This is a genomic window from Camelimonas abortus, assembly GCF_042432745.1.
Lineage (GTDB): Bacteria > Pseudomonadota > Alphaproteobacteria > Rhizobiales > Beijerinckiaceae > Camelimonas > Camelimonas abortus.
Window position 1 is genome coordinate 317720 of record NZ_JBHLWR010000006.1, and the last position, 18367, is coordinate 336086.

Below are 18367 nucleotides of genomic sequence, written 5' to 3' on the forward strand. Positions count from 1 at the left end.
CATCGGCCCGGCGCGGGCGCGGGAGCCGCGGGGACGGCGGGGAGGACGGCCCGGCGCGCCCGCGCCGGCCGCGACATCCCTGCGGCGGGACGAACCGCGCGGACGGGGCCGGCGGGCGCGGCGCGCGTCAGATGCCTTCGCCGGCCACGCCGGGCGCGCCGGCGTCGGGGGCCGTGTCGGCGTAGCGCCGCGCGAGCACGGCGCAGGCCATCAGCTGGATCTGGTGGAACAGCATCAGCGGCAGCACGATGACGCCGACGCTCGCCGCCGGAAACAGCACGCTGGCCATGGGCAGGCCGGAGGCCAGGGTCTTCTTCGAGCCGCAGAACACGATGGCGATCTCGTCCTCGCGGCTGAAGCCCAGCCGCCGCGCCAGCCAGGTGGCCGCCACAAGCGCCGCCGCCAGCAGCGCCGCGCAGGCCAGCGCCAGCTCGACCAGGTCCAGCGCGTCGAGCCGCCGCCACAGCCCGTGCGCCACCGCGTCGCTGAACGCCAGATACACCACCATCAGGATTGAGCCGCGGTCGACAAGGCTGGTCAGCGGCTTGTGACGGTTGAGGAAGCCGCCGATCCACGGCCGGGCGGTCTGGCCGGCGATGAACGGCAGCAGGATCTGGCAGACGATTCCGGTCACGGCGCTCCACGACACGCCGCCGCCCTCCACGTCCATCACCAGCGCCACCAGCAGCGGCGTCAGGAACACCCCCAGCAGGTTGGAGGCGGAGGCGCTGCACACCGCCGCCGCCACATTGCCCCCGGCGATGGAGGTGAAGGCGATCGACGACTGCACCGTGGAGGGCAGCAGGCACAGGTACAGCACGCCCATCCCCAGCAGCGGATTGATCCAGCGGCTGAAGCTGAGGTCGAAGGCGATCCCCATCAGCGGAAACAGCACAAAGGTGAGCGACAGCACCACCAGATGCAGCCGCCAGTGGGCGAGGCCCTCCGTCACCGCCTCGCGCGACAGCTTCGCGCCGTGCAGGAAGAACAGCAGCGCCACCGCCGCCTTGGTGACCAGCGCGAACGCCTGCGCCGCCTCGCCGGTCACCGGCAGCAGCGAGGCCAGCGCGACCGTGGCTGCGAGCAGCAGCGTGAAAACGTCAGGGCGGAGGCGGGAGAGAATGCGCACGTGCAGGCCTCGGGACGCCGGCGTCGCCGCCAGCTGGCGGAAACAGGGTGGATCAGCGCAGTTCGCGCAGGAAGGCGGCGAACCGCAGGACGCCGTCCGGCCACGGGCCATGGCCGCTGGCGACGTTGAGGTGACCGGATTCGCCCGCGTCGAGGAAGCGCGCTCCCCACGCCCCGGCCAGCGCCCGCGCGTCCTCCTGCGGGCAGTAGGGATCGTTGCTTGAGGCCACCACCACGGCGGGGAAGGGCAGGGGCTCGCGCGGGAAGGGGGTGAACGCCGGGTCCATGCCGGGAATAGCCCGCACCGCGCGTTCTGACGGCGGCGCCGCCAGCCAGGCGCCGGCGATGTGGCCGGGCGCGGCCGTGGCCGCCGCCAGCCGCGCCGCCGCCACCAGGATGCAGCCGAGCGAATGCGCCACCAGCACCTGCGGCCGGTCGCGGCCGGCCGCCTCCGCCAGAAGCCGCTCGCACCAGGCGCTGAGGCGGGGCCGGCTCCAGTCCGCCTGCTCCACCAGCCGGGCGGTGGAGAGCCTGGCCCGCCAGCGCGTCTGCCAGTGGTCCGGGCCGGAGCCGGCCCAGCCGGGAATGATCAGGATGTCGCAGTCAGCGGCCTTCATCGCGTGCTCCTGCCCGGCGGCCACAACGCCCTGCGCCCGCCGCGGGGGCGGGCGCCGTGGCCTCGGGGCGCGGCGCCCCTGCGGCGCGCCGCCTGTCCGTGTCCGGGTCCCGTCTCAGGCTTCGCCGAACACCCGGCGGAAAATGGTGTCCACATGCTTCAGGTGGTAGCCGAGATCGAACTTTTCCTCGAGCTCGGCGTCGGTGAGATACTTCTTCACGTCCGGATCGTTCCTGAGCAGGGTGAGGAAGTCGCCTTCGCCGCGCCACACCGGCATGGCGTTGCGCTGCACGAGGCGGTAGCTGTCCTCGCGCGAGCAGCCCTTCTGGGTCAGGGCCAGCAGCACGCGCTGCGAGTGAACCAGACCGCCGAGGCGGTTCAGGTTCTTCATCATGTTCTCCGGATACACGAGCAGCCTGTCGATGACGCCGGTGAGGCGGACCAGGGCGAAGTCGAGGGTCACGGTGGCGTCCGGGCCGATCATGCGCTCCACCGAGGAGTGGGAGATGTCGCGCTCGTGCCACAGGGCCACGTTCTCCATGGCCGGCAGGGCGTAGGCGCGCACCATGCGGGCGAGGCCGGTGAGGTTTTCGGTGAGCACCGGATTGCGCTTGTGCGGCATCGCCGAGGAGCCCTTCTGGCCCTCGGAGAAATACTCCTCCGCCTCCAGCACCTCGGAGCGCTGCAGGTGGCGGATCTCGACGGCGAGGCGCTCGATCGACGAGGCGATCACGCCAAGCGTGGCGAAGAACATGGCGTGGCGGTCGCGCGGGATCACCTGGGTGGAGACCGGCTCCACCTCAAGGCCCATCTGCTGCGCCACATATTCCTCCACCTGCGGGTCGATGTTGGCGAAGGTGCCCACGGCGCCGGAGATGGCGCAGGTGGCCACCTCCCTGCGCGCGGCGACGAGGCGCTCGCGGTTGCGCGAGAACTCGGCGTAAGCCTGCGCCAGCTTCAGGCCGAAGGTGGTGGGCTCGGCGTGGATGCCGTGCGAGCGGCCGATGGTGGGCGTCATCTTGTGCTCGAACGCCCGGCGGCGCAGGGCGGCCAGCAGGCTGTCGATGTCGGCCAGCAGGATGTCGGCGGCGCGGGTGAGCTGCACGTTGAGGCAGGTGTCCAGCACGTCCGAGGAGGTCATGCCCTGGTGCACGAAGCGCGCCTCCGGCCCGACGATCTCGGCCAGATGCGTCAGGAAGGCGATGACGTCGTGCCTGGTCTCGCGCTCGATCTCGTCGATGCGGTCGATGTCGAAGACGGCGTTCGCGCCCTTCTCCCACACCCTGTCGGCCGCCTCCTGCGGGATCACGCCCAGCTTCGCCAGGGCGGTGGCGGCGTGCGCCTCAATCTCGAACCAGATGCGGAAGCGGGTCTCCGGCGTCCAGATGGCGACCATCTCGGGGCGGCTGTAGCGCGGGATCATGGGCGTGGCTCTTGCTGTGCGAAGTGGGTCTGGCGCCGGCGGGCGAGGCCGCGGCGCGGGGTGTTGCGTCGGGCCGCTCTCAGCAGACGTCGCCGCGGGCGAGTTCGGCGGCGCGGCGGATGGCGGCGATGTTGGCGGCGTAATGCTCCGGGCCGCCGCGGAAGGCGGCGGAGCCGGCCACCAGCACGTTGGCGCCGGCCGCGGCCAGCGGCCCGGCGGTCTCCGGACTGACGCCGCCGTCCACCTCAATGTGGATGGGGCGCCCGTCGACGAGCGCCTTCACCTGCGCCACCTTGTTCACCGCCTGCGGAATGAACGCCTGGCCGCCGAAGCCCGGGTTCACCGACATCACCATCACCATGTCGATGAGGTCGAGCACGTTTTCGATGGTGGACACCGGCGTCGCCGGGTTGATCACCACGCCGGCCTTCTTGCCCAGGGCGTTGATGGCCTGCAGCGACCGGTGCAGGTGGGGGCCGGCCTCCACATGCACGCTGATGCGGTCGGCGCCGGCCTTCGCGAAGGCCTCGAGATAGGGATCGACCGGCGCGATCATCAGGTGCACGTCGAACAGCCTGTCGCTGTACGGGCGCAGCGCCTTCATCACGTCCGGACCAAAGGAGATGTTCGGCACGAAGTGGCCGTCCATGACGTCCACGTGGATCCAGTCGGCGCCGGCGGCGTCGATGGCGCGGACTTCCTCGCCGAACCGGGCGAAGTCGGCCGAAAGGATGGAGGGGGCGATGATCAGCGGTGCTCGCATGTGCGCGCGCCTTCCTGAGGTTGCAAGACATCCGGAATTGCCGGCCGGGCGCGCGCGGGAATGCCGGACGCGCTGCGCCCCGCTTCCGGAAAACGGCGGGACGCGCCCAACGCCAGGGCGATGCGTTCTGGGCCTGGAGCGACGTCGCGCCGCGACTCCGCTGAAGGCGGAAGTGGCTCTACCACTCCCCGCCGTGATCGACAATGTCGGGGCGCCGCCGCGGCGCCCGCCGGGGGCGGCCCGGAAGCGCCGGGGAGCGCGTCATGATCCGCGCCGCGGAGCAGCCGCCATGTCCCCGGACCGGGGGTGGCGGGCGGCCGCAGCCGGTGTAGCCGGGCGGGAGCGGCCGGCGCGGCGCGCGGCGAGGACGCGGGGCGGACGGGAGCGCCGGCGAACGGCGCCGGCGAAGGCCGTGAACGGTCCGGCGGACGGCGGCGCGGAACGGCGCGCCGCGGTCCCGGCGGAGGCGCGGCGACGCCGTCGCGCCTCCGCCATAATATGTCCGCGCCGGCAGGCGAATGAAAAACAGCGCGCGCCGCCTTTTCCGGCTCCGGGCCGGGCGCGGCGCCTGAACCACGCGGCCGCGGGCCGCCAGGGGGACGTCATGACCACGCCACGCTCCGAAACGCAGACCGGTCCGGCCGCCGTCGCCGGCGCGGGCGGCGGGGCCGCCGACATTCTCGTGCTGGGCGCGGGAATCATCGGCGTGTGCGTGGCCGCCAGCCTCGCCATGCGCGGGCAGTCGGTGGTGATCGTCGACCGGCGCGGCCCCGGCGAGGAGACCTCCTACGGCAACGCCGGCCTGATCCAGCGCGAGGGCGTTTACCCCTACGGCTTTCCGCATGATTTCGGCGCGCTGCTGCGCTACGCCTTCAACCGCACCATCGACGCCTACTACCACCTGTCGGCGCTGCCCGCGCTGGCGCCGTTCCTTTACCGGTACTGGCGGCATTCCGCGGTCCGTTCCCATGACGCCATCGCCCGCCTCTACGAGCCGCTGATCCGCCGCTGCGTCGACGAGCACCGCGCCATGGCCGCCGCGGCCGGCGCCGGACACCTGCTGCGCCCGGGCGGCTGGCTCAAGGTGTTCCGCACCGCGCGCGAGCGCGACCTGCGCTTCGCCGAAGCCGCCCGCTGGAAGCGCGATTTCGGCGTCGGTTACCGCGAGCTGACGCCGGACGAGCTGGCCACGGCCGAGCCGTTCCTGACCCCCGGCCTCGCCGGGGCGCTGCACTGGACCGACCCGTGGACGGTGAACGATCCGCACGCCCTGTGCCTCGCCTACATGCAGCTGGCGATGAAGCACGGCGCGCGCTTCGTGCAGGCCAACGCCCTGTCGCTGGAGTCGCACGGCGCCGGCTGGCGGGTGCGCGCCGGAGCCGGCTGGGCGGAGGGGCGCGAGGCGGTGATCGCCCTCGGGCCCTGGTCCGGCGATCTGGCGGCGCGGCTGGGATACGACCTGCCGCTGGCGGTGAAGCGCGGCTACCACATGCATTTCGCCGCCGCCGGCGCGGCGCGGCTCAACCACCCGGTGCTGGACGTGGAGCGCGGCTATTTCCTCGCCCCCATGCGCCAGGGCGTCCGGCTCACCACCGGGGCTGAATTCGCCCTGCGCGACGCGCCGCGCACGCCGGTGCAGCTGATGCGCGCCGAGCCGGTGGCGCGGGAGTTCTTCCCCCTCGGCGAGCGGCTGGAGCCGCAGCCGTGGATGGGCGCGCGCCCGTGCACGCCGGACATGCTGCCGGTGATCGGCCCGGCGCCGCGCCATCACCGGCTGTGGTTCGCCTTCGGCCACGCCCATCACGGCCTGACCCTCGGCCCGGTGACCGGGCGGCTGGTGGCCGAGATGATCGCCGGCGAGACGCCCTTCGTCGATCCGGCGCCGTTCGCCGCCTCGCGTTTCCGCTGACGGGCCCTCAGCGGCCGAAGCGGTCGCGCCACGAAGGCGCCGCCCCAGGGAAGGGCAGGGCCTCGGCGTGATAGACGCCCCGGGCCACGGCGCGGGCCATGACGTCGGCGGCGGCGACGCACAGTTCGGTCAGCGCCGCCACCGGATCGCCCAGCGGGCGCCGGCCGGTGGCGGCGCTGAAGACGATGTCGCCGTCCAGCGGCGTGTGCGCCGGGCGGATGGCGCGCGCGAAGCCGTCATGGGCGGAAAACGCCACGCGCTTCGCCTGGGCCTTGTCCAGCGCGGCGTCGGTGGCGACGACGGCGATGGTGGTGTTGGCCCCGGCGGCCACGCCCTTCAGCGGCGTCGTCAGCCGGGCGGCGCCGACGTCCGCCGGCCAGCCGAGGCCGCCGAACTCGCCGTCGCGCTCGAACGGGGCGGCCCAGAAATGCGGCCCGCCGTTCACCAGCGCCGAGCCCACGGCGTTGACCACGACGATCGCGCCCACGGTGTGGCCGCTGGCGGTGACGGCGCTGGCCGAGCCGAGGCCGCCCTTGACCTCGGCGGTGGTCGCGCCCAGCCCGGCGCCGTGGCTGCCGAGGCGGAAGGTCACGTCCGCCGCGGCCACCGCGGCGCGGCCCAGATCGCGGTAGGGCGGGGCGTCGCCCCAGGCCTTGTCGCCGCCGTTCAGGAGGTCGAAGCAGATGGCCTGGGGCACGATCGGGATGCGCGCCGCCCCCACCTGGAAGCCGCGCCCGCGCGCCGCCAGCTCGGTCATGGCGCCGTCCGCCGCGGCGAGGCCGAAGGCGGAGCCGCCGGAGAGCAGGATGGCGTCCACCTGCTGCACGGTCATCTCGGGCGAGAGCAGGTCGGTCTCCCGCGCGCCGGGGCCGCCGCCGAGCGCCGCGACGGAGGCCGTGGCCGGGGCGTCGAACACCACGGCGGTCACGCCGGTGGCGGCGCGCCGGTCGCTGGCGTTGCCGACCTTCACGCCGGCGACGTCGGTGATGAGGTTGCGCATCGTTGGGTCTCCCTGCGGCGTCGTCGCCCGTGGGGCGCGCCTGCGGCGGCGCGATTGACCGGCGCGCCGGAGCATATGATCCTGGCCGCCGGCGGGGCGCGTCGCGACGGCCTGCAGGCGGCGGGGAAGGATGGAGCATAATGGCGGCGAGCGGGCTTATGAACAGTCTTGCGGGCGGTTTCGCCGCCTTCCTCCAGCCGGGAATCTTCCTGATGGCGGCGCCGCTGCTGGCGCTGCTGGCGGCGGAGGCCTGCGAGGCGCCGCCGCCCTGGCGGCCGCGGCGGGCGGCGCGGCGGGCGCTGCTGCTGTCAGCGGCCTTCGCGCTCGGCTTCGCCCTGGCGCTGGCGGTGGTGGCGGCGGGGTTCGCCGCGGCGACGCCGCTGGCCGGAGCGGCGGAGCTGCCGCGCCAGCTGGGAGCGCTCGCCATCGTGCTCACCGGCCTGTCGCTGCTGGCCTCCTTTTGCCGGCCGGGACCGGCGTGGATGCGCCTGCCGCGGCCCGCCGGCCTGTGGGCCGGCTGGCTGGCAGGCGTGGCCTGCGGCCTCAACTGGCCGCCCGCCGCCGGCCCGGCCCTGCAGGCCATTCTCGTCAGTCTCGGCGCCGGCTCCGCCGGCGGCGTGGTCCAGCTGGCGCTCTACGCGCTGGCGGCGTCGCTCTGGTTTCTGGCCGCGGCCGTGGTCATCTGGCTGCTGGCGGCGGCGTTCCGGGCGCTGGACGTCCGCCCCGTGGGGCCGGGCGTGTTCGCCTCCGCCGCGCTGACGCTCTGCGGCCTGCTGATGCTCACCGGCGCATGGCGCCACGGCGTGCTGGCGCTGCTGCACTGGCGCCCGGCGCTGGGCGGCGCCGGCTGACGCGCCGCCGCCCGCGGACCGCCGGTCAGTCCGTTCCCAGCAGGAACTCCGCCACCGCCTCGGTGAACGGCCCGGCCTGCTCCACATTGGAGAGATGGGCGGCGTCGAGGGTCAGCAGCCTGGCGTTGGCCAGCTGGCTGGCGATGAACTGCGCCTGCTCCGGCGTCGTGCCGGCGTCATGGGCGCCGGCGATGACCAGGGTGGGCGGCGTCGCGCCGGCGATCGCCTGCCGCAGGTCCATGCCGCGCAGCGCCATGGCGCAGGCGGCGTAGCCTTCCGGGCTGGTGCGCAGCACCAGGCGGCGCACCGTCTCCACCCGGTCCGGATGGGCGGCGGCGAAGGCCGGGGTGAACCAGCGCGCCATGACGCCGTCGATGAGCCCGGCCATGCCTTCCGACTTCAGGACGGCCAGCCGCTCCGTCCATGCTTCGGCCGGGCCGGTGGTGGCGGCGGTGTTGCTCAGAACCACGCGGTCCAGCCGGTGCGGCGCGTTGGCCAGCAGCCACTGCCCGGCCATGCCGCCCATGGAAAGGCCGCACCAGTGGACGCGCGCAAGGCCGAGCGCGTCCATGACGTCGAGCGCGTCCTGGCCGAGGGCGCCGACGCCCTCGCGTCCGGCCTCGCCGGCGGCGTCGGCCGGAACCGGGGTGTCGCCGTGGCCGCGGGCGTCATAGCGGATGACGCGGAAGCGGCGCGCCAGCCGCGCCACCTGCGGCGTCCACACCTCCAGCGAGGCGCCCAGCGGATGCGCCATCAGCAGCGGGGGCGCGTCCCCGGGCCCGTCGATGACGACATTGAAGCGGTGTCGGCGGGTTTCGATCAGCGGCATCTGGACGTTTCCCGAAATGACGTGGCGTTGCGCCGGCGCGCGGGCGCGGGTTTTTGGCAGGAGCGCGGGCCCCTGCGCCAGCGTCTGTGGCTCACCGTTTCATCAGGCGCCTTCAAAACGGAACATGTTGCGTTCACGATTCTGTGAGTACGCGCCAGTCTTATTTCAGTCCCCGTTCCGGCGCCGGTCAACCACACATATGATGGAACAGCGAGGGTTTTTGCCGGCGCCTGCGCCGCGCGGCGAGGGGAATTGGGAGGACGCATCGTTGGAGCGGCGGATTAGCCGCCGTATGGGCGCGCCGTAATGTGAAATGAACGCAATTACGGCGCTGTTTGACCACCTTTCTCATATTTGATCAGTTAACTGTGGCAATCTCCTGAAGGCCCCGGTTCCGGTGTGATATGGATCGTGCGTAATGCTGGATATGCCCACGATCATCATTGCGACCTACTGCACCGCGATCGTGCAGGGCTGTCTGCTGCTGTTTTTCTGGCTTGGCGACCGCGCCCGCCCGGCGCTCGGGCTGGGCGGAGGCGCGTTCGTGGCCTTCGGCGGCGGCTTCGCCCTGCTGGGGGCCGGGTCCACGCTCGGGCTTGAGGCGTCGGCGGGGCTTGGCGGGGGGCTGGTGGCGCTCTCCGGGTCGCTGTTCGTGGCCGCGGCGCGGCGCATCGGCGGCCGGCACGCGCCCCTCGGCCTCATCGCGGCGCCGCCGGTGCTGTGGGCGGCGGCCTGCGCCTGGCGGCCGTTCGTCGGCGACGCCGCCCTGGTCGCCTGCGCGCTCTCCGCGTACATGTCGGCGTGCTTCCTGCTGTGCGCGGTGGAATGCTGGCGCTGGAGCAGCCAGATGGACGGGCCGCGCCGGCCGCTGGCCGCCGCCGCCCTGGCCTTCAGCCTGCTGTTCGCCCTGCGCGCGGTCTACAACGCAGCCCTGCCGTTCCCCCTCGGCTCCGGCGACACGGACGCCGCGGTCTGGCACGCGCTGGCGGCGCTGGTGGTGTTCGCCCTGCTGTCCATGGTGGCCTTTCTCGCGGTGAGCACCAGCCACGGCCAGCGCGACCCCGCGCGCGAATCACCGGCCATCGTCGACGCCGAGACCGGCGCGCTGCGGCGCGGGGCCTTCCTGATCCAGGGCGCGCGAATCGTCGCCCGCCATCATGATGAAGGCCGCCAGGCCTGTCTGGCGCTGGTGTCGCTGGCGACGTCCGGCGGCCGGGAGAAGGGGGAGGCCTTGCGCCTGTTCGCCCGCGTCGCCGGCGGCGTGCTCAAGCCCACCGACCTGTTCGCCCGCATGGGCGACGCCACCTTCGCGCTGCTGGTCAGCGACGTGGCCTCGGGCGAGGGCGAGGACATCGCCGGCGAGCTGTGCGCGCGCTTCGTCCGCGCCGCCTCCGCAGCCGGCCTCGACGCGCTGGCGCGGGCGGGAATCGTCAGCTCCACCCAGGCGGGCGGCGACCTGCGCGCCATGATCGTCGCCGCCGAACAGGCCCTGCAGCATGCACGTTTTGCAGGCGCTCCGATCGTGCGCTACCATCCCGGCCTGGCGGCGCGGGACAGCGGAGCCGTTGAAAACCTTGGGATCCGGCAGACGGCGTGATCCCCGCCTGGAAAACGGCGGCGGCAGGGTCGGCCGTTTTGTTGCAAATGTGCGCCGGCGCAACTATTGACATGCGCCGTATTTTCACGGATATAGCCGACGGGCTGAATGTACCCACCCTCCCCCCCCCAGGTAGGCCATTCGAGACGCCGCTTTTCTCCCCGGCAGGACGTCGCGCCGCGAGGCGACGGCGCAAGGTTTTGGGGAATGGCGGCGTTTATGCGTAAGCTGGCGTTGTCATTCACCTTGCAGGCGATGGCCGGGGCGCCACCGTCCTCGAAATCTCGGTGCAGGCATGCAGGTCAATGTCGAAATGCTCCTCCTGTCAGGAGGTCTCGTCAGCGCGGCGCAGGGCGCGGTGCTGCTGTACTTCTGGCGGAAGAAACCGGCGGCCTCGTATCTGGCGTGGTGGGCGGCCTCGTTCCTCGTCGGCGGCGTGCTGCGCATTCTGGTCGAACTGCTGCCGTACTCGTTCGATGAGCGGAACTTCCTCGGCATCCTGGTGATCATGCTCGCCTACGGCATGTCTTGGCAGGGGGTGCGCACCTTCGGCGGCCGGCCGGTGGTGCTGCCCATGGTGTTCCTGCCGCCGGCGTGCTGGATCGTGATCGGCTTCTCCGGCCTGTTCGACAACGGCTCGGTGGCGCAGCTGCGGGCGGTGTGCTTCCTCTACGCGTTCACCTGGGCGGTCTCGGCCTTTGAGTTCGTCCGCGCCCGCGGCGTCTCCCTGCCGGCCCGCATGCCGATGATCCTGCTGTGCGCCGCCACCGCCCTGGCCTATGTGGCGCGCATCTTCATCACGCCCTACGCGCCCTATCCGATCGGCGCGGCGCCGAGCGCGGACTGGGCCTACTCGTCGCTGTTCTTCATCTCCATCATCACCACCATCGCCTTCGGCACCTTCGCCCTGGCGCTGGCCCGCGAGCACGCCAGCGCCGCCGAGCGCAAGCGCCGCGAGGCGGTGGACCGCCATCACATCCGGTCGCGCAGCACCTTCTTCGCCAACGTGCGCCTGCTGCTGCGCCGCCACCGCGCCCGCAACGAGCCTGTGGCAATGGCCTTCATCCACGTCGACATGGGCCGCTCCGGCGCCCCGGACGCCGTGGCCTTCGAGAAGGTGCTGCGCCGCTTCGAGGGCAGCGTGAAGGCGGTGGACCAGTTCAGCATCGTCGGCCGCGCCGAGCTGGCGGCCGTGCTGTGCCGCCGCACCGCCGCCGACGCGCTCGACCATTTCCAGGGCGTGGTCGCCGGCCTTGATGGCGTCTGCCGCGAGCAGGGCTGGAAGATCAGCATCGGCGTCGCCTCCACCGAGCAGGTCGGCCACGACGTCAACGCCCTGATCGACGCCGCCTGGGGGGCGCTGGCCGCCGCCCGCAGCCGCGACGACCGCGTCGCCATCTACCGGCCCGGCATGAGCCGCCGCATGGCCGAGGCGCCGGTTAACAATGTGGTGAGCCTCGCCGCCACCCGCTGATCCGGGCGACCGGGGCTGCTTTCAGGCGCGTCGCGCGGGGTCCGCGCGGCGCGTCTTGCTTTTTCGGGACGGCGCGGCCGCGCGCCGGCGCCGCCAGCCGGATGGGGGGAGAGCCGGCGCGGGAAGGGCGCCGCGCCTCAGGGCGGGAGGACCGGAATGGCGCGTCCGATCCGCTGTTCGGTGAGGCTGATGTCGGTCACCACGGCGAGGGATTCGACCCCGGCGTCGGTGGCGGCGCGCCAGGCCCGGGCGTAGGCCGGATCGAGGTCGGCGGCGAGGGTGAAGGCCTGCGCCTGCATCTGCACCACATAGAGCATCACCGCCCGGCTGCCGGCGCGGACCATGTCCGCCAGCTCGGCCAGATGTCTGGCCCCGCGGGCGGTGACGCAGTCCGGAAACTCCGCAAGGCCGTCGCGGCGCATCAGGTGGACGTTCTTCACCTCCACGTGGCACGGCGGCCGCTGCGGATCCTCCAGCAGGATGTCGATGCGGCTCGCCCTGCCATAGCGCACCTCGCGGCGCAGGCCGCCATATCCGGCCAGCTCCGGAATGACGCCGGCGCGGATCGCCTCCTCGGCGAGGGCGTTGGGCCGGGCGGTGTTGATTCCCACCCACTGCGGCGCGTGCGGGGCGCCGACTTCCACCAGCTCCCACGACCATTGCAGGGTTCGTCGTGGATTGTCCGAACGGGACAGCATCGTGCGGCTGCCCGGTCCGGTGAGGCCGAGCATGGCCCCCGGATTCGCGCAGTGGACGGTGACGACCGTTCCGTCGGCCAGCTCCATGTCGGCGAGAAAGCGCTTGTAGCGCCGCAGCAGCCGGGCCTCGACAAGGGGAGATGGATACAGCATGGCGGACGGGTTAGCGCCTTTTCGCCCCGGAGGAAACCGCCGGCGCGGGTCTGGCCGCAGGCCGTCTTGCGCGTGGTCCGGCGCCGGCGCCGCGGCTACAACGGGAGCGGCTGCAATCGGGCGCAACACGACGGAGGCGACATGACGGAACGGACAGAGGGCGCGGCGGCGCCGGAAGAAACCCGGGACGGGGAGCGGCCGGTGACCGCCGCCGTGCTGGTGATTGGCGACGAGATCCTTTCCGGCCGCACCAAGGAGCGCAACATCGGCTTTATCGCCGGCTACCTGTGCAATCTGGGCATTGACCTGAAAGAGGCGCGTATTGTGCCTGACGACCATCAGGAGATCGTCGACGCCCTCAACGCCCTGCGCCGCCGCCATGACTACGTGTTCACCACCGGCGGCATCGGCCCCACCCACGACGACATCACCGCCGACGCCGTGGCGGCGGCCTTTGGCGTCAGCATCGACGTGGACGAGCGCGCGGTGAACGAAATGCTGAAACGCCTGAAGCCCGCCGAGCTGACGCCGGCGCGGCTGCGCATGGCGCGCATTCCGGCGGGGGCGGAGCTGGTGCTGAACGAGGTGTCGGGCGCGCCGGGCTTCTGGATCGGCAACGTCATCACCATGGCCGGCGTGCCGTCGATCATGCAGTCGATGATGGATTACGTGGCCCCGCGGCTGCGCGGCGGCCGGCGCATGCTGTCGGTCACCATCCAGGCGGACTGTCGCGAGGGCGACGTGGTGGAGGGTTTCGCCGGCGTCCAGAAGGCGTTTCCGGACGTGCTGATGGGCAGTTATCCATTCGTCGACGCCGGCGGCTTCAACACCCGCCTGGTGTTGCGCTGCCGCGACGCGGCGCGGCTGGAGGAGGCGAAACAGGCGGTGGAGGCCATGCTGGCCGCCCTGCCGCCAGGCGTGCGCCGGACGCAGCCGGCCTGAGGCGCCGCCCCTCTCGGGCGGCGCCGCGCCGGGTGGGCGGCGCGCCGGCGTTCCGCGCCACGGCCGGCGTCCGCGGGAGGCGCCGCAGCAGCAGCCTGGCCGCGGCGCCGGGCCCGGGAACATGAAAGCGCGCCGGCGCGGCGGTCACGCCTGTTGCGCGGCGGCGCATTCCGCCAGGATTTCCTCATTGTGGGCGCCGAGTTCCGGCGGCGGCGCCGGCGGGCGCTTCGGCTCGTCCTCGATCCACAGCGGGCTGTCGATGGTGTAGGGGGCGCCGGGCAGGCCCTGCATGGGGGTGAGCACGCCGGTGGCCAGCATCTGCGCGTCATGGGCGGCGTCCATGGCGCGCGCCACCACGGCGTGGGGCACGCCGGCGCCGGTGAGCAAGGCGCTCCATTCCTGCGCCGGGCGGCGCGCGAAGGCGTCGTCCAGCAGCCGGATCAGCTCGGGAGCGCGCCCGGCGCGGGCGGCCATGGTGGCGAAGCGCGGATCGTCGGTCAGCTGCTCCAGGCCGAGCGCGCGCGTCAGCGCCGGCCAGCACTGCGCCTGCTGGCTGGCGGTGACCGAGAGCGTCAGCCAGCGCCCGCAGCCGCACAGGTAGTGGTTGCCGAGCGGATTGCGCACCTCCAGCCGCGGAACCGGCCGCGGCGGCGCCACGCCGGCGACGGCCCCCTGGATGGAGATGGCGTTCGACCAGGCGCCGTTGGCGATCAGCGACGAGCCCACATGGGCGCCGCGGCCGGTGCGCTCGCGCCGGTACAGGGCCGAGACGATGGCGCCATAGAGCGCCAGCGCGCCCATCTGGTCGCCCATGCCGGGGGTGGAGCGGGCGGGAACGCTGTCGTCGCTGGGGCGCACCTGGTCCATCAGCCCGGAGCGCGCCCACCAGGCGGTGGCGTCGAAGGCGGCGAGATCCTTCTCCGCGCCGGTTTCGCCATAGCCGGTGAAGGAGGCGTAGACCAGCCGGTCGTTGAGGTGGCGCACGTCCTCCCAGCGGATGCCGAGCCGCTCGCGCGCCTTCAGCGGCATGTTGGTGATGAACACGTCGGCGGTGCGCACGATGGCGTAGAGCTTCTCCCGGTCCGCCGGCTGCTTGAGGTCAAGGGCGACGCTGCGCTTGTTGCGGCCCACGATGGTCCAGAAATAGGCGTGCTCCGTGGGCGTGAGGCCGGGCGCAAGGTGGAAGCTGCGCATGGGATCGCCGCCGTCCGGCGGTTCGATCTTGATCACGTCGGCGCCGAAGTCGGCGAGGATGGTGGCCGCCGACGGGGCGGCGACGAACGACGCCACGTCCAGCACCCGCAGCCCCCCGAACATTGCGCCTGCCTGCGGCGCCGCCCGTTTCGTGCCCTGGCTCACGACTGTCTCCTGTCCCTTCCCGGTCCGCGGCGTTTCGCGGACTTCTGTCGTTCGCCGGAAAGCTGTCACGAAGCGCGGCGCCCGGCAATTGCATAACCATACGGAAACACGCGTCCGGCCATGCGTCAGGGGAAAAGCGCGGAGAGGCGCCGCGGCGCCGGCCCGGCCGCGCCGCGTCCGCGTTCCGCCGGGACAGGGGGATCCGGGATGGTGCGGACGACGGGACTCGAACCCGTACTCTCAGCGAGAGGCAGATTTTAAGTCTGCTGCGTCTACCAGTTTCGCCACGTCCGCGCCTCGGGCGCCTGCGCGCCGCCGCCGGCGCAGGCGCAGGCGCGGCGGAGCCACCCGGACCAGACCGCTTATGCGCGAAGGCCCGCGCGCTTTCAAGCAGCCGTGAGCGCCGCCGTGCAACGGGGGCGGGACAGCGCCTGCGCCGTCGCCGCGACGCCTGCCGCCGGCCGGCGCTTCTCCGGCCTGCGCCGCGGCGGGGCGGGGCGCCGTTTCAGCCCGTGCGCCGCGCCGCGGCGATCTGCGGCGGGCGCCAGCCGTACAGCCAGTCGTGACGCGCCAGCACGCCGTCGCCGCCCATGCGCCGCATGACCAGATTGCGCGCCAGGCTCAGCGGCGGCGGCAGGTGGTAGATCCAGCCGTTGCGCCGGCCCTCGCGCTGCACCCGCGCGGCCCGCGCCCGCCGCGCGGCTGCGTACATCTCCAGCGCCCGCGGCAGCGGCATGCCGGCCCGCATCGCCTCGCCCACCAGGCTGGCGAGGGTGGCGGCGTCCTCGATGGCCAGCGCCCCGCCCTGGGCGAGGAACGGCAGCACCGGATGGGCGGCGTCGCCGAGCAGCGTCACCCGCCCGCTGCTCCAGCGCGCCGGCGGCGGCGCGTCGTGCAGGGCGTGGATGCGCCATTCGCCGGCGCTGGCCACCAGCGTCCGCGCCTGGGGATGGGCGTCGCGGAAGGCGTCGCGGACAGTCTGCGGGTCGGCCTCGTGGCTCCACGCCGGCAGGGCCTCCCGCGCCGGGATCACCGCCACGACGTTCACCGAGCGGCCGGCGTTGACGCCGTAATGCACCAGGTGGCGGCCGGAGCCGAGCCACAGGCCGGTTTCCGCCACGTCCAGGCCGGCGGGCAGCGCCCCGGCCGGAATCACGGCGCGCCAGGCGTGATAGCCCCGGTAACGCGGCGGCGCGGCGCCGAGCGCGCGGCGCAGGCGCGACCACACCCCGTCGGCGCCGATGGCGAAGTCGCCGGCCAGCTCCTCTTCCTGGCCGTTGCCGCGGGCCGCCGTGACCACCGCTCTCTCGCCGCGGGTGTGCGCCGCCGTGACGGTGCGGCCGGTGAGAATGCGCGCGCCGGGGCCGCCGCGCAGCGCGTCCAGCATCACCATGTGCAGGTCGTTGCGGGCGATCACCAGATAGGGCGCGCCATAGCGGTCGCGCATGGCCTGGCCCAGCTCCATGCGCGCCAGCTCGGCGCCGCCGGCGAGGGCGCGCACCCGCACCCGCTGCGGCTCCACCGCATGGCGCATCAGCGCCGGGCCAAGCCCCAGCGCGAACAGCACGTTGCTGGCGTTGGGAGACAGCTGGATGCCGGCGCCGGTTTCGCCCAGCGCGGTGCGCTGCTCAACCAGTATGGTTTCGACGCCGGCTTCGCGGAGGGTCAGGGCGGCGGCGAGGCCGCCAATGCCTGCGCCGGCGATGACGGCCGTGCCGGCGCCAGTGGAAGCGTGGCGGGTCATGGGACTTCCAGCCATCGCCGGAGCGGCGGCGCGCCCGGCGGAGAAGCGCCGCCGGCGAAAACGGAGAAACAGGCGCCGGCGACGGTGATCAGCGAAGGATTCCAGTGTGGACAGGCGGCGTGCGGCGGCGCCTCAGCCTTCCCAGGCGCACTCCGGCGGGTTGCACGCGCCTGCCTTCAGCGCCGGGTTGAAACGGTACAGCGTCGAGCAGTAGCTGCAGACAGCCTCCGTCTCGTCGCCCATGTCGATGAAGATGTGCGGATGATCGAACGGCGGACGCGCGCCGATGCACATGAACTCGCGCGAACCGACCTCGATCACCGGGACGCCCGGATCGTTCTGGAAGTGGGGGGTGGCATGGGCCGCCATGGTCGCATCCTCATCAGTCCAACTGCGCCGGCACCATAAGCGCAAGCTCACCCGGACGCCAGACCCGAGGGGCCGGCCTGCGGCGGCGCGTGGTCGCGGGCGCGCGCCGCTGCGTAAGCCAGGGCGACGCCGGCCCCGGCCAGCCATCCGCCCAGCACGTCCGTGGGCCAGTGCACGCCGAGATAGGGCCGCGTGGCGCCCACCAGCAGCGCCAGCGCCGCCGCCCCGGCCACGGCGGCCGTCCGCGCCCGGCGCAGCGCCGGCGCCGTGAGCGCGATCATCACGTAAACCGCCATGGAGAGCATGGCGTGGCTGCTGGGGTAGCTGTAACCGGAAAAGCCGCCGAGATAGGGCGTCACCTCCGGTCGCGCCCGCGCCACCGCCAGCTTGAGCGCGCCGGCCAGCAGGAAGGCGAGCGCTGCTCCGGCTCCCAGCTGCAGCGCCGCGCGCCGCGCGCCGCTCCGCCACAGCAGCGCCGCCGTGACCGCCGTCGCCGCCGCCAGCGCCGGCGACCAGCCGGCCAGGGTGAGCGCGCGCGCCAGCCCCAGGCCCCATGCCGGGCCGGCGGGCGTCGCCAGGTCATTCGCCTGGCGCAGGCCGCGCAGAAGGGCGTGGTCGAAGCCGGCGGCGAAGCCATGGACCGCCGCCATGCCAAGCGCTGCGGCGGCCAGCAGGCACAGCAGGCCTGCGACGGCGAGGGCGGATGCGGCGGGGCCGCGCATGGGGGACCTCTCCTGTGGGGCGTGCGGCGGTCGCCGGGCATGACGGTGCAAATCCGGCGAAATCATGTCGCCGCCGGGCGACAGTTTCTGTTCCGTTCAGGTCTGGGCGCGCTCCGCGCGGAATTTGACGCAGGCGCGCGCGTCATTCCGGAACATCGCTCCTGTCGTGTGGTTAACACACCGACACAAATTCAGGAGATCCGACATGAAAATCCTTGTTCTGGCCGCGGCCATCGCCCTCACGCCAGCCGTCGCGCTGGCGCAGAAGAATCCGGAGGGCGCCGCAGGCGGCGCCGCGAGCGGCGCTGCGGCGGGGGCCGTGGGCGGCGCGATTGTCGGCGGGCCGGTGGGCGCGGCGGTCGGCGGCCTCGGCGGCGCCGTCATTGGCGGCATTGTCGGAGACAATACGCCGAAGTTTCGAAAGTATGTGGTTGAGCAGCGCCATCCGTCGTATGTTTACGAAGGAAAACTGGAGGCGGGGGTCGTTCTGCCCGGGAGCGGCGTGACCTATTACGAGGTTCCGGAAGAATATGGCGCGCGCGGTTACCGCTATACGGTGGTGAACGACACGCCGGTGATCGTCGATCCGCAGACCCGCCGGGTGATCCAGGTGATCGAGTAACGTCAGCCAGACTCCGGCCGGCGGCGTCGCCGGCCGCGCCCGCAGGCGCGCGGCGGCGCGAAATGACGCGCAGCATGCCGCGCCGCGGCCATTCCGGTCGCGCGGCGCGGCAAGGGGGGGCGGGCGCTGCGGGGCTGCCCGCCGTCCGGCTCCGGGCGAGCCGGCGTT

At 73.0% G+C, this 18367-nt stretch carries 17 protein-coding genes and 1 tRNA gene; 6 read left to right on the plus strand and 12 right to left on the minus strand.

Features of this window, described 5'->3' with window-relative positions:
• Positions 1–127: 127 nt before the first annotated feature.
• From ACFFJB_RS03800 to rpe, 4 genes are all read right to left on the minus strand, one after another.
• Entirely contained in the window at positions 128–1129 is a 1002-nt protein-coding gene (locus ACFFJB_RS03800; protein WP_376829630.1) for a bile acid:sodium symporter family protein, read from the minus strand.
• Between the two features lie 52 nt (positions 1130–1181).
• Positions 1182–1745 carry an RBBP9/YdeN family alpha/beta hydrolase gene (locus tag ACFFJB_RS03805; protein WP_376829632.1) on the minus strand — a complete coding sequence of 188 codons (564 nt, stop codon included), beginning with the start codon at positions 1743–1745 and terminating at the stop codon, positions 1182–1184.
• Between the two features lie 114 nt (positions 1746–1859).
• Positions 1860–3167 (minus strand): adenylosuccinate lyase, encoded by a 1308-nt coding sequence (gene purB, locus ACFFJB_RS03810; protein ID WP_376829634.1) that lies wholly within the window; start codon positions 3165–3167, stop codon positions 1860–1862.
• 79 nt (positions 3168–3246) lie between these two features.
• A complete protein-coding gene (rpe, locus tag ACFFJB_RS03815) occupies positions 3247–3930 on the minus strand; it encodes a ribulose-phosphate 3-epimerase (RefSeq protein WP_376829636.1) in 684 nt (227 codons plus the stop codon).
• A 604-nt stretch (positions 3931–4534) separates the two neighbouring features.
• Between rpe and ACFFJB_RS03820 the strand changes: the two genes are divergently transcribed.
• Positions 4535–5839, plus strand: a complete 1305-nt coding sequence (locus ACFFJB_RS03820) for an NAD(P)/FAD-dependent oxidoreductase (protein WP_376829638.1) — start codon at positions 4535–4537, stop codon at positions 5837–5839.
• Positions 5840–5846: 7 nt separating this feature from the next.
• On the opposite strand, the gene ACFFJB_RS03825 is transcribed toward ACFFJB_RS03820, so the two are convergent.
• Positions 5847–6839, minus strand: a complete 993-nt coding sequence (locus ACFFJB_RS03825; protein WP_376829640.1) for a P1 family peptidase — start codon at positions 6837–6839, stop codon at positions 5847–5849.
• Between the two features lie 158 nt (positions 6840–6997).
• On the opposite strand from ACFFJB_RS03825, the gene ACFFJB_RS03830 reads away from it, so the two are divergent.
• A complete protein-coding gene (locus tag ACFFJB_RS03830; RefSeq protein WP_376829642.1) occupies positions 6998–7690 on the plus strand; it encodes a cytochrome c biogenesis protein CcdA in 693 nt (230 codons plus the stop codon).
• A 25-nt stretch (positions 7691–7715) separates the two neighbouring features.
• Here the strand turns inward: ACFFJB_RS03830 and ACFFJB_RS03835 are convergent, their stop codons facing one another.
• Positions 7716–8519: an alpha/beta fold hydrolase gene (locus ACFFJB_RS03835; RefSeq protein ID WP_376829644.1), complete on the minus strand. Its 804-nt coding sequence runs from the start codon at positions 8517–8519 to the stop codon at positions 7716–7718.
• 418 nt (positions 8520–8937) lie between these two features.
• Between ACFFJB_RS03835 and ACFFJB_RS03840 the strand changes: the two genes are divergently transcribed.
• Together ACFFJB_RS03840 and ACFFJB_RS03845 are read left to right on the plus strand one after the other, a co-directional pair.
• Positions 8938–10116 carry a GGDEF domain-containing protein gene (locus ACFFJB_RS03840; RefSeq protein WP_376829646.1) on the plus strand — a complete coding sequence of 393 codons (1179 nt, stop codon included), beginning with the start codon at positions 8938–8940 and terminating at the stop codon, positions 10114–10116.
• Positions 10117–10429: 313 nt separating this feature from the next.
• Positions 10430–11590 carry a hypothetical protein gene (locus tag ACFFJB_RS03845; protein ID WP_376829648.1) on the plus strand — a complete coding sequence of 387 codons (1161 nt, stop codon included), beginning with the start codon at positions 10430–10432 and terminating at the stop codon, positions 11588–11590.
• A gap of 137 nt (positions 11591–11727) precedes the next feature.
• Here the strand turns inward: ACFFJB_RS03845 and sfsA are convergent, their stop codons facing one another.
• The gene (sfsA, locus tag ACFFJB_RS03850) at positions 11728–12441 is read right to left on the minus strand and encodes a DNA/RNA nuclease SfsA (protein ID WP_376829650.1); all 714 of its coding nucleotides are present in this window, start codon (positions 12439–12441) and stop codon (positions 11728–11730) included.
• A 141-nt stretch (positions 12442–12582) separates the two neighbouring features.
• Between sfsA and ACFFJB_RS03855 the strand changes: the two genes are divergently transcribed.
• A complete protein-coding gene (locus ACFFJB_RS03855) occupies positions 12583–13383 on the plus strand; it encodes a competence/damage-inducible protein A (protein WP_376829652.1) in 801 nt (266 codons plus the stop codon).
• A 144-nt stretch (positions 13384–13527) separates the two neighbouring features.
• On the opposite strand, the gene ACFFJB_RS03860 is transcribed toward ACFFJB_RS03855, so the two are convergent.
• From ACFFJB_RS03860 to ACFFJB_RS03880, 5 genes are all read right to left on the minus strand, one after another.
• On the minus strand, positions 13528–14742 hold the full coding sequence (locus ACFFJB_RS03860) for a CaiB/BaiF CoA transferase family protein (protein WP_376829654.1): 1215 nt from the start codon (positions 14740–14742) through the stop codon (positions 13528–13530).
• 208 nt (positions 14743–14950) lie between these two features.
• Positions 14951–15036, minus strand: a tRNA-Leu gene (locus tag ACFFJB_RS03865).
• 211 nt (positions 15037–15247) lie between these two features.
• Positions 15248–16486: an FAD-dependent monooxygenase gene (locus ACFFJB_RS03870; protein WP_376829656.1), complete on the minus strand. Its 1239-nt coding sequence runs from the start codon at positions 16484–16486 to the stop codon at positions 15248–15250.
• 132 nt (positions 16487–16618) lie between these two features.
• On the minus strand, positions 16619–16855 hold the full coding sequence (locus ACFFJB_RS03875) for a zinc-finger domain-containing protein (protein WP_376829658.1): 237 nt from the start codon (positions 16853–16855) through the stop codon (positions 16619–16621).
• Between the two features lie 47 nt (positions 16856–16902).
• Positions 16903–17577, minus strand: coding sequence for a phosphatase PAP2 family protein (locus tag ACFFJB_RS03880; protein WP_376829660.1), 675 nt, complete (start codon positions 17575–17577; stop codon positions 16903–16905).
• Positions 17578–17782: 205 nt separating this feature from the next.
• Between ACFFJB_RS03880 and ACFFJB_RS03885 the strand changes: the two genes are divergently transcribed.
• Positions 17783–18199 carry a DUF1236 domain-containing protein gene (locus ACFFJB_RS03885; RefSeq protein ID WP_376829662.1) on the plus strand — a complete coding sequence of 139 codons (417 nt, stop codon included), beginning with the start codon at positions 17783–17785 and terminating at the stop codon, positions 18197–18199.
• The last annotated feature ends 168 nt before the right edge of the window (positions 18200–18367 follow it).

Coding starts and splice junctions, on each gene's coding strand:
- ACFFJB_RS03805 (WP_376829632.1), bottom strand. CDS start 1,745: ATGAAGGCCGCTGACTGCGACATCCTGATCATTCCCGGCTGGGCCGGC.
- purB (WP_376829634.1), bottom strand. CDS start 3,167: ATGATCCCGCGCTACAGCCGCCCCGAGATGGTCGCCATCTGGACGCCG.
- rpe (WP_376829636.1), bottom strand. CDS start 3,930: ATGCGAGCACCGCTGATCATCGCCCCCTCCATCCTTTCGGCCGACTTC.
- ACFFJB_RS03820 (WP_376829638.1), top strand. CDS start 4,535: ATGACCACGCCACGCTCCGAAACGCAGACCGGTCCGGCCGCCGTCGCC.
- ACFFJB_RS03825 (WP_376829640.1), bottom strand. CDS start 6,839: ATGCGCAACCTCATCACCGACGTCGCCGGCGTGAAGGTCGGCAACGCC.
- ACFFJB_RS03830 (WP_376829642.1), top strand. CDS start 6,998: ATGAACAGTCTTGCGGGCGGTTTCGCCGCCTTCCTCCAGCCGGGAATC.
- ACFFJB_RS03835 (WP_376829644.1), bottom strand. CDS start 8,519: ATGCCGCTGATCGAAACCCGCCGACACCGCTTCAATGTCGTCATCGAC.
- ACFFJB_RS03840 (WP_376829646.1), top strand. CDS start 8,938: ATGCTGGATATGCCCACGATCATCATTGCGACCTACTGCACCGCGATC.
- ACFFJB_RS03845 (WP_376829648.1), top strand. CDS start 10,430: ATGCTCCTCCTGTCAGGAGGTCTCGTCAGCGCGGCGCAGGGCGCGGTG.
- sfsA (WP_376829650.1), bottom strand. CDS start 12,441: ATGCTGTATCCATCTCCCCTTGTCGAGGCCCGGCTGCTGCGGCGCTAC.
- ACFFJB_RS03855 (WP_376829652.1), top strand. CDS start 12,583: ATGACGGAACGGACAGAGGGCGCGGCGGCGCCGGAAGAAACCCGGGAC.
- ACFFJB_RS03870 (WP_376829656.1), bottom strand. CDS start 16,486: ATGACCCGCCACGCTTCCACTGGCGCCGGCACGGCCGTCATCGCCGGC.
- ACFFJB_RS03875 (WP_376829658.1), bottom strand. CDS start 16,855: ATGGCGGCCCATGCCACCCCCCACTTCCAGAACGATCCGGGCGTCCCG.
- ACFFJB_RS03880 (WP_376829660.1), bottom strand. CDS start 17,577: ATGCGCGGCCCCGCCGCATCCGCCCTCGCCGTCGCAGGCCTGCTGTGC.
- ACFFJB_RS03885 (WP_376829662.1), top strand. CDS start 17,783: ATGAAAATCCTTGTTCTGGCCGCGGCCATCGCCCTCACGCCAGCCGTC.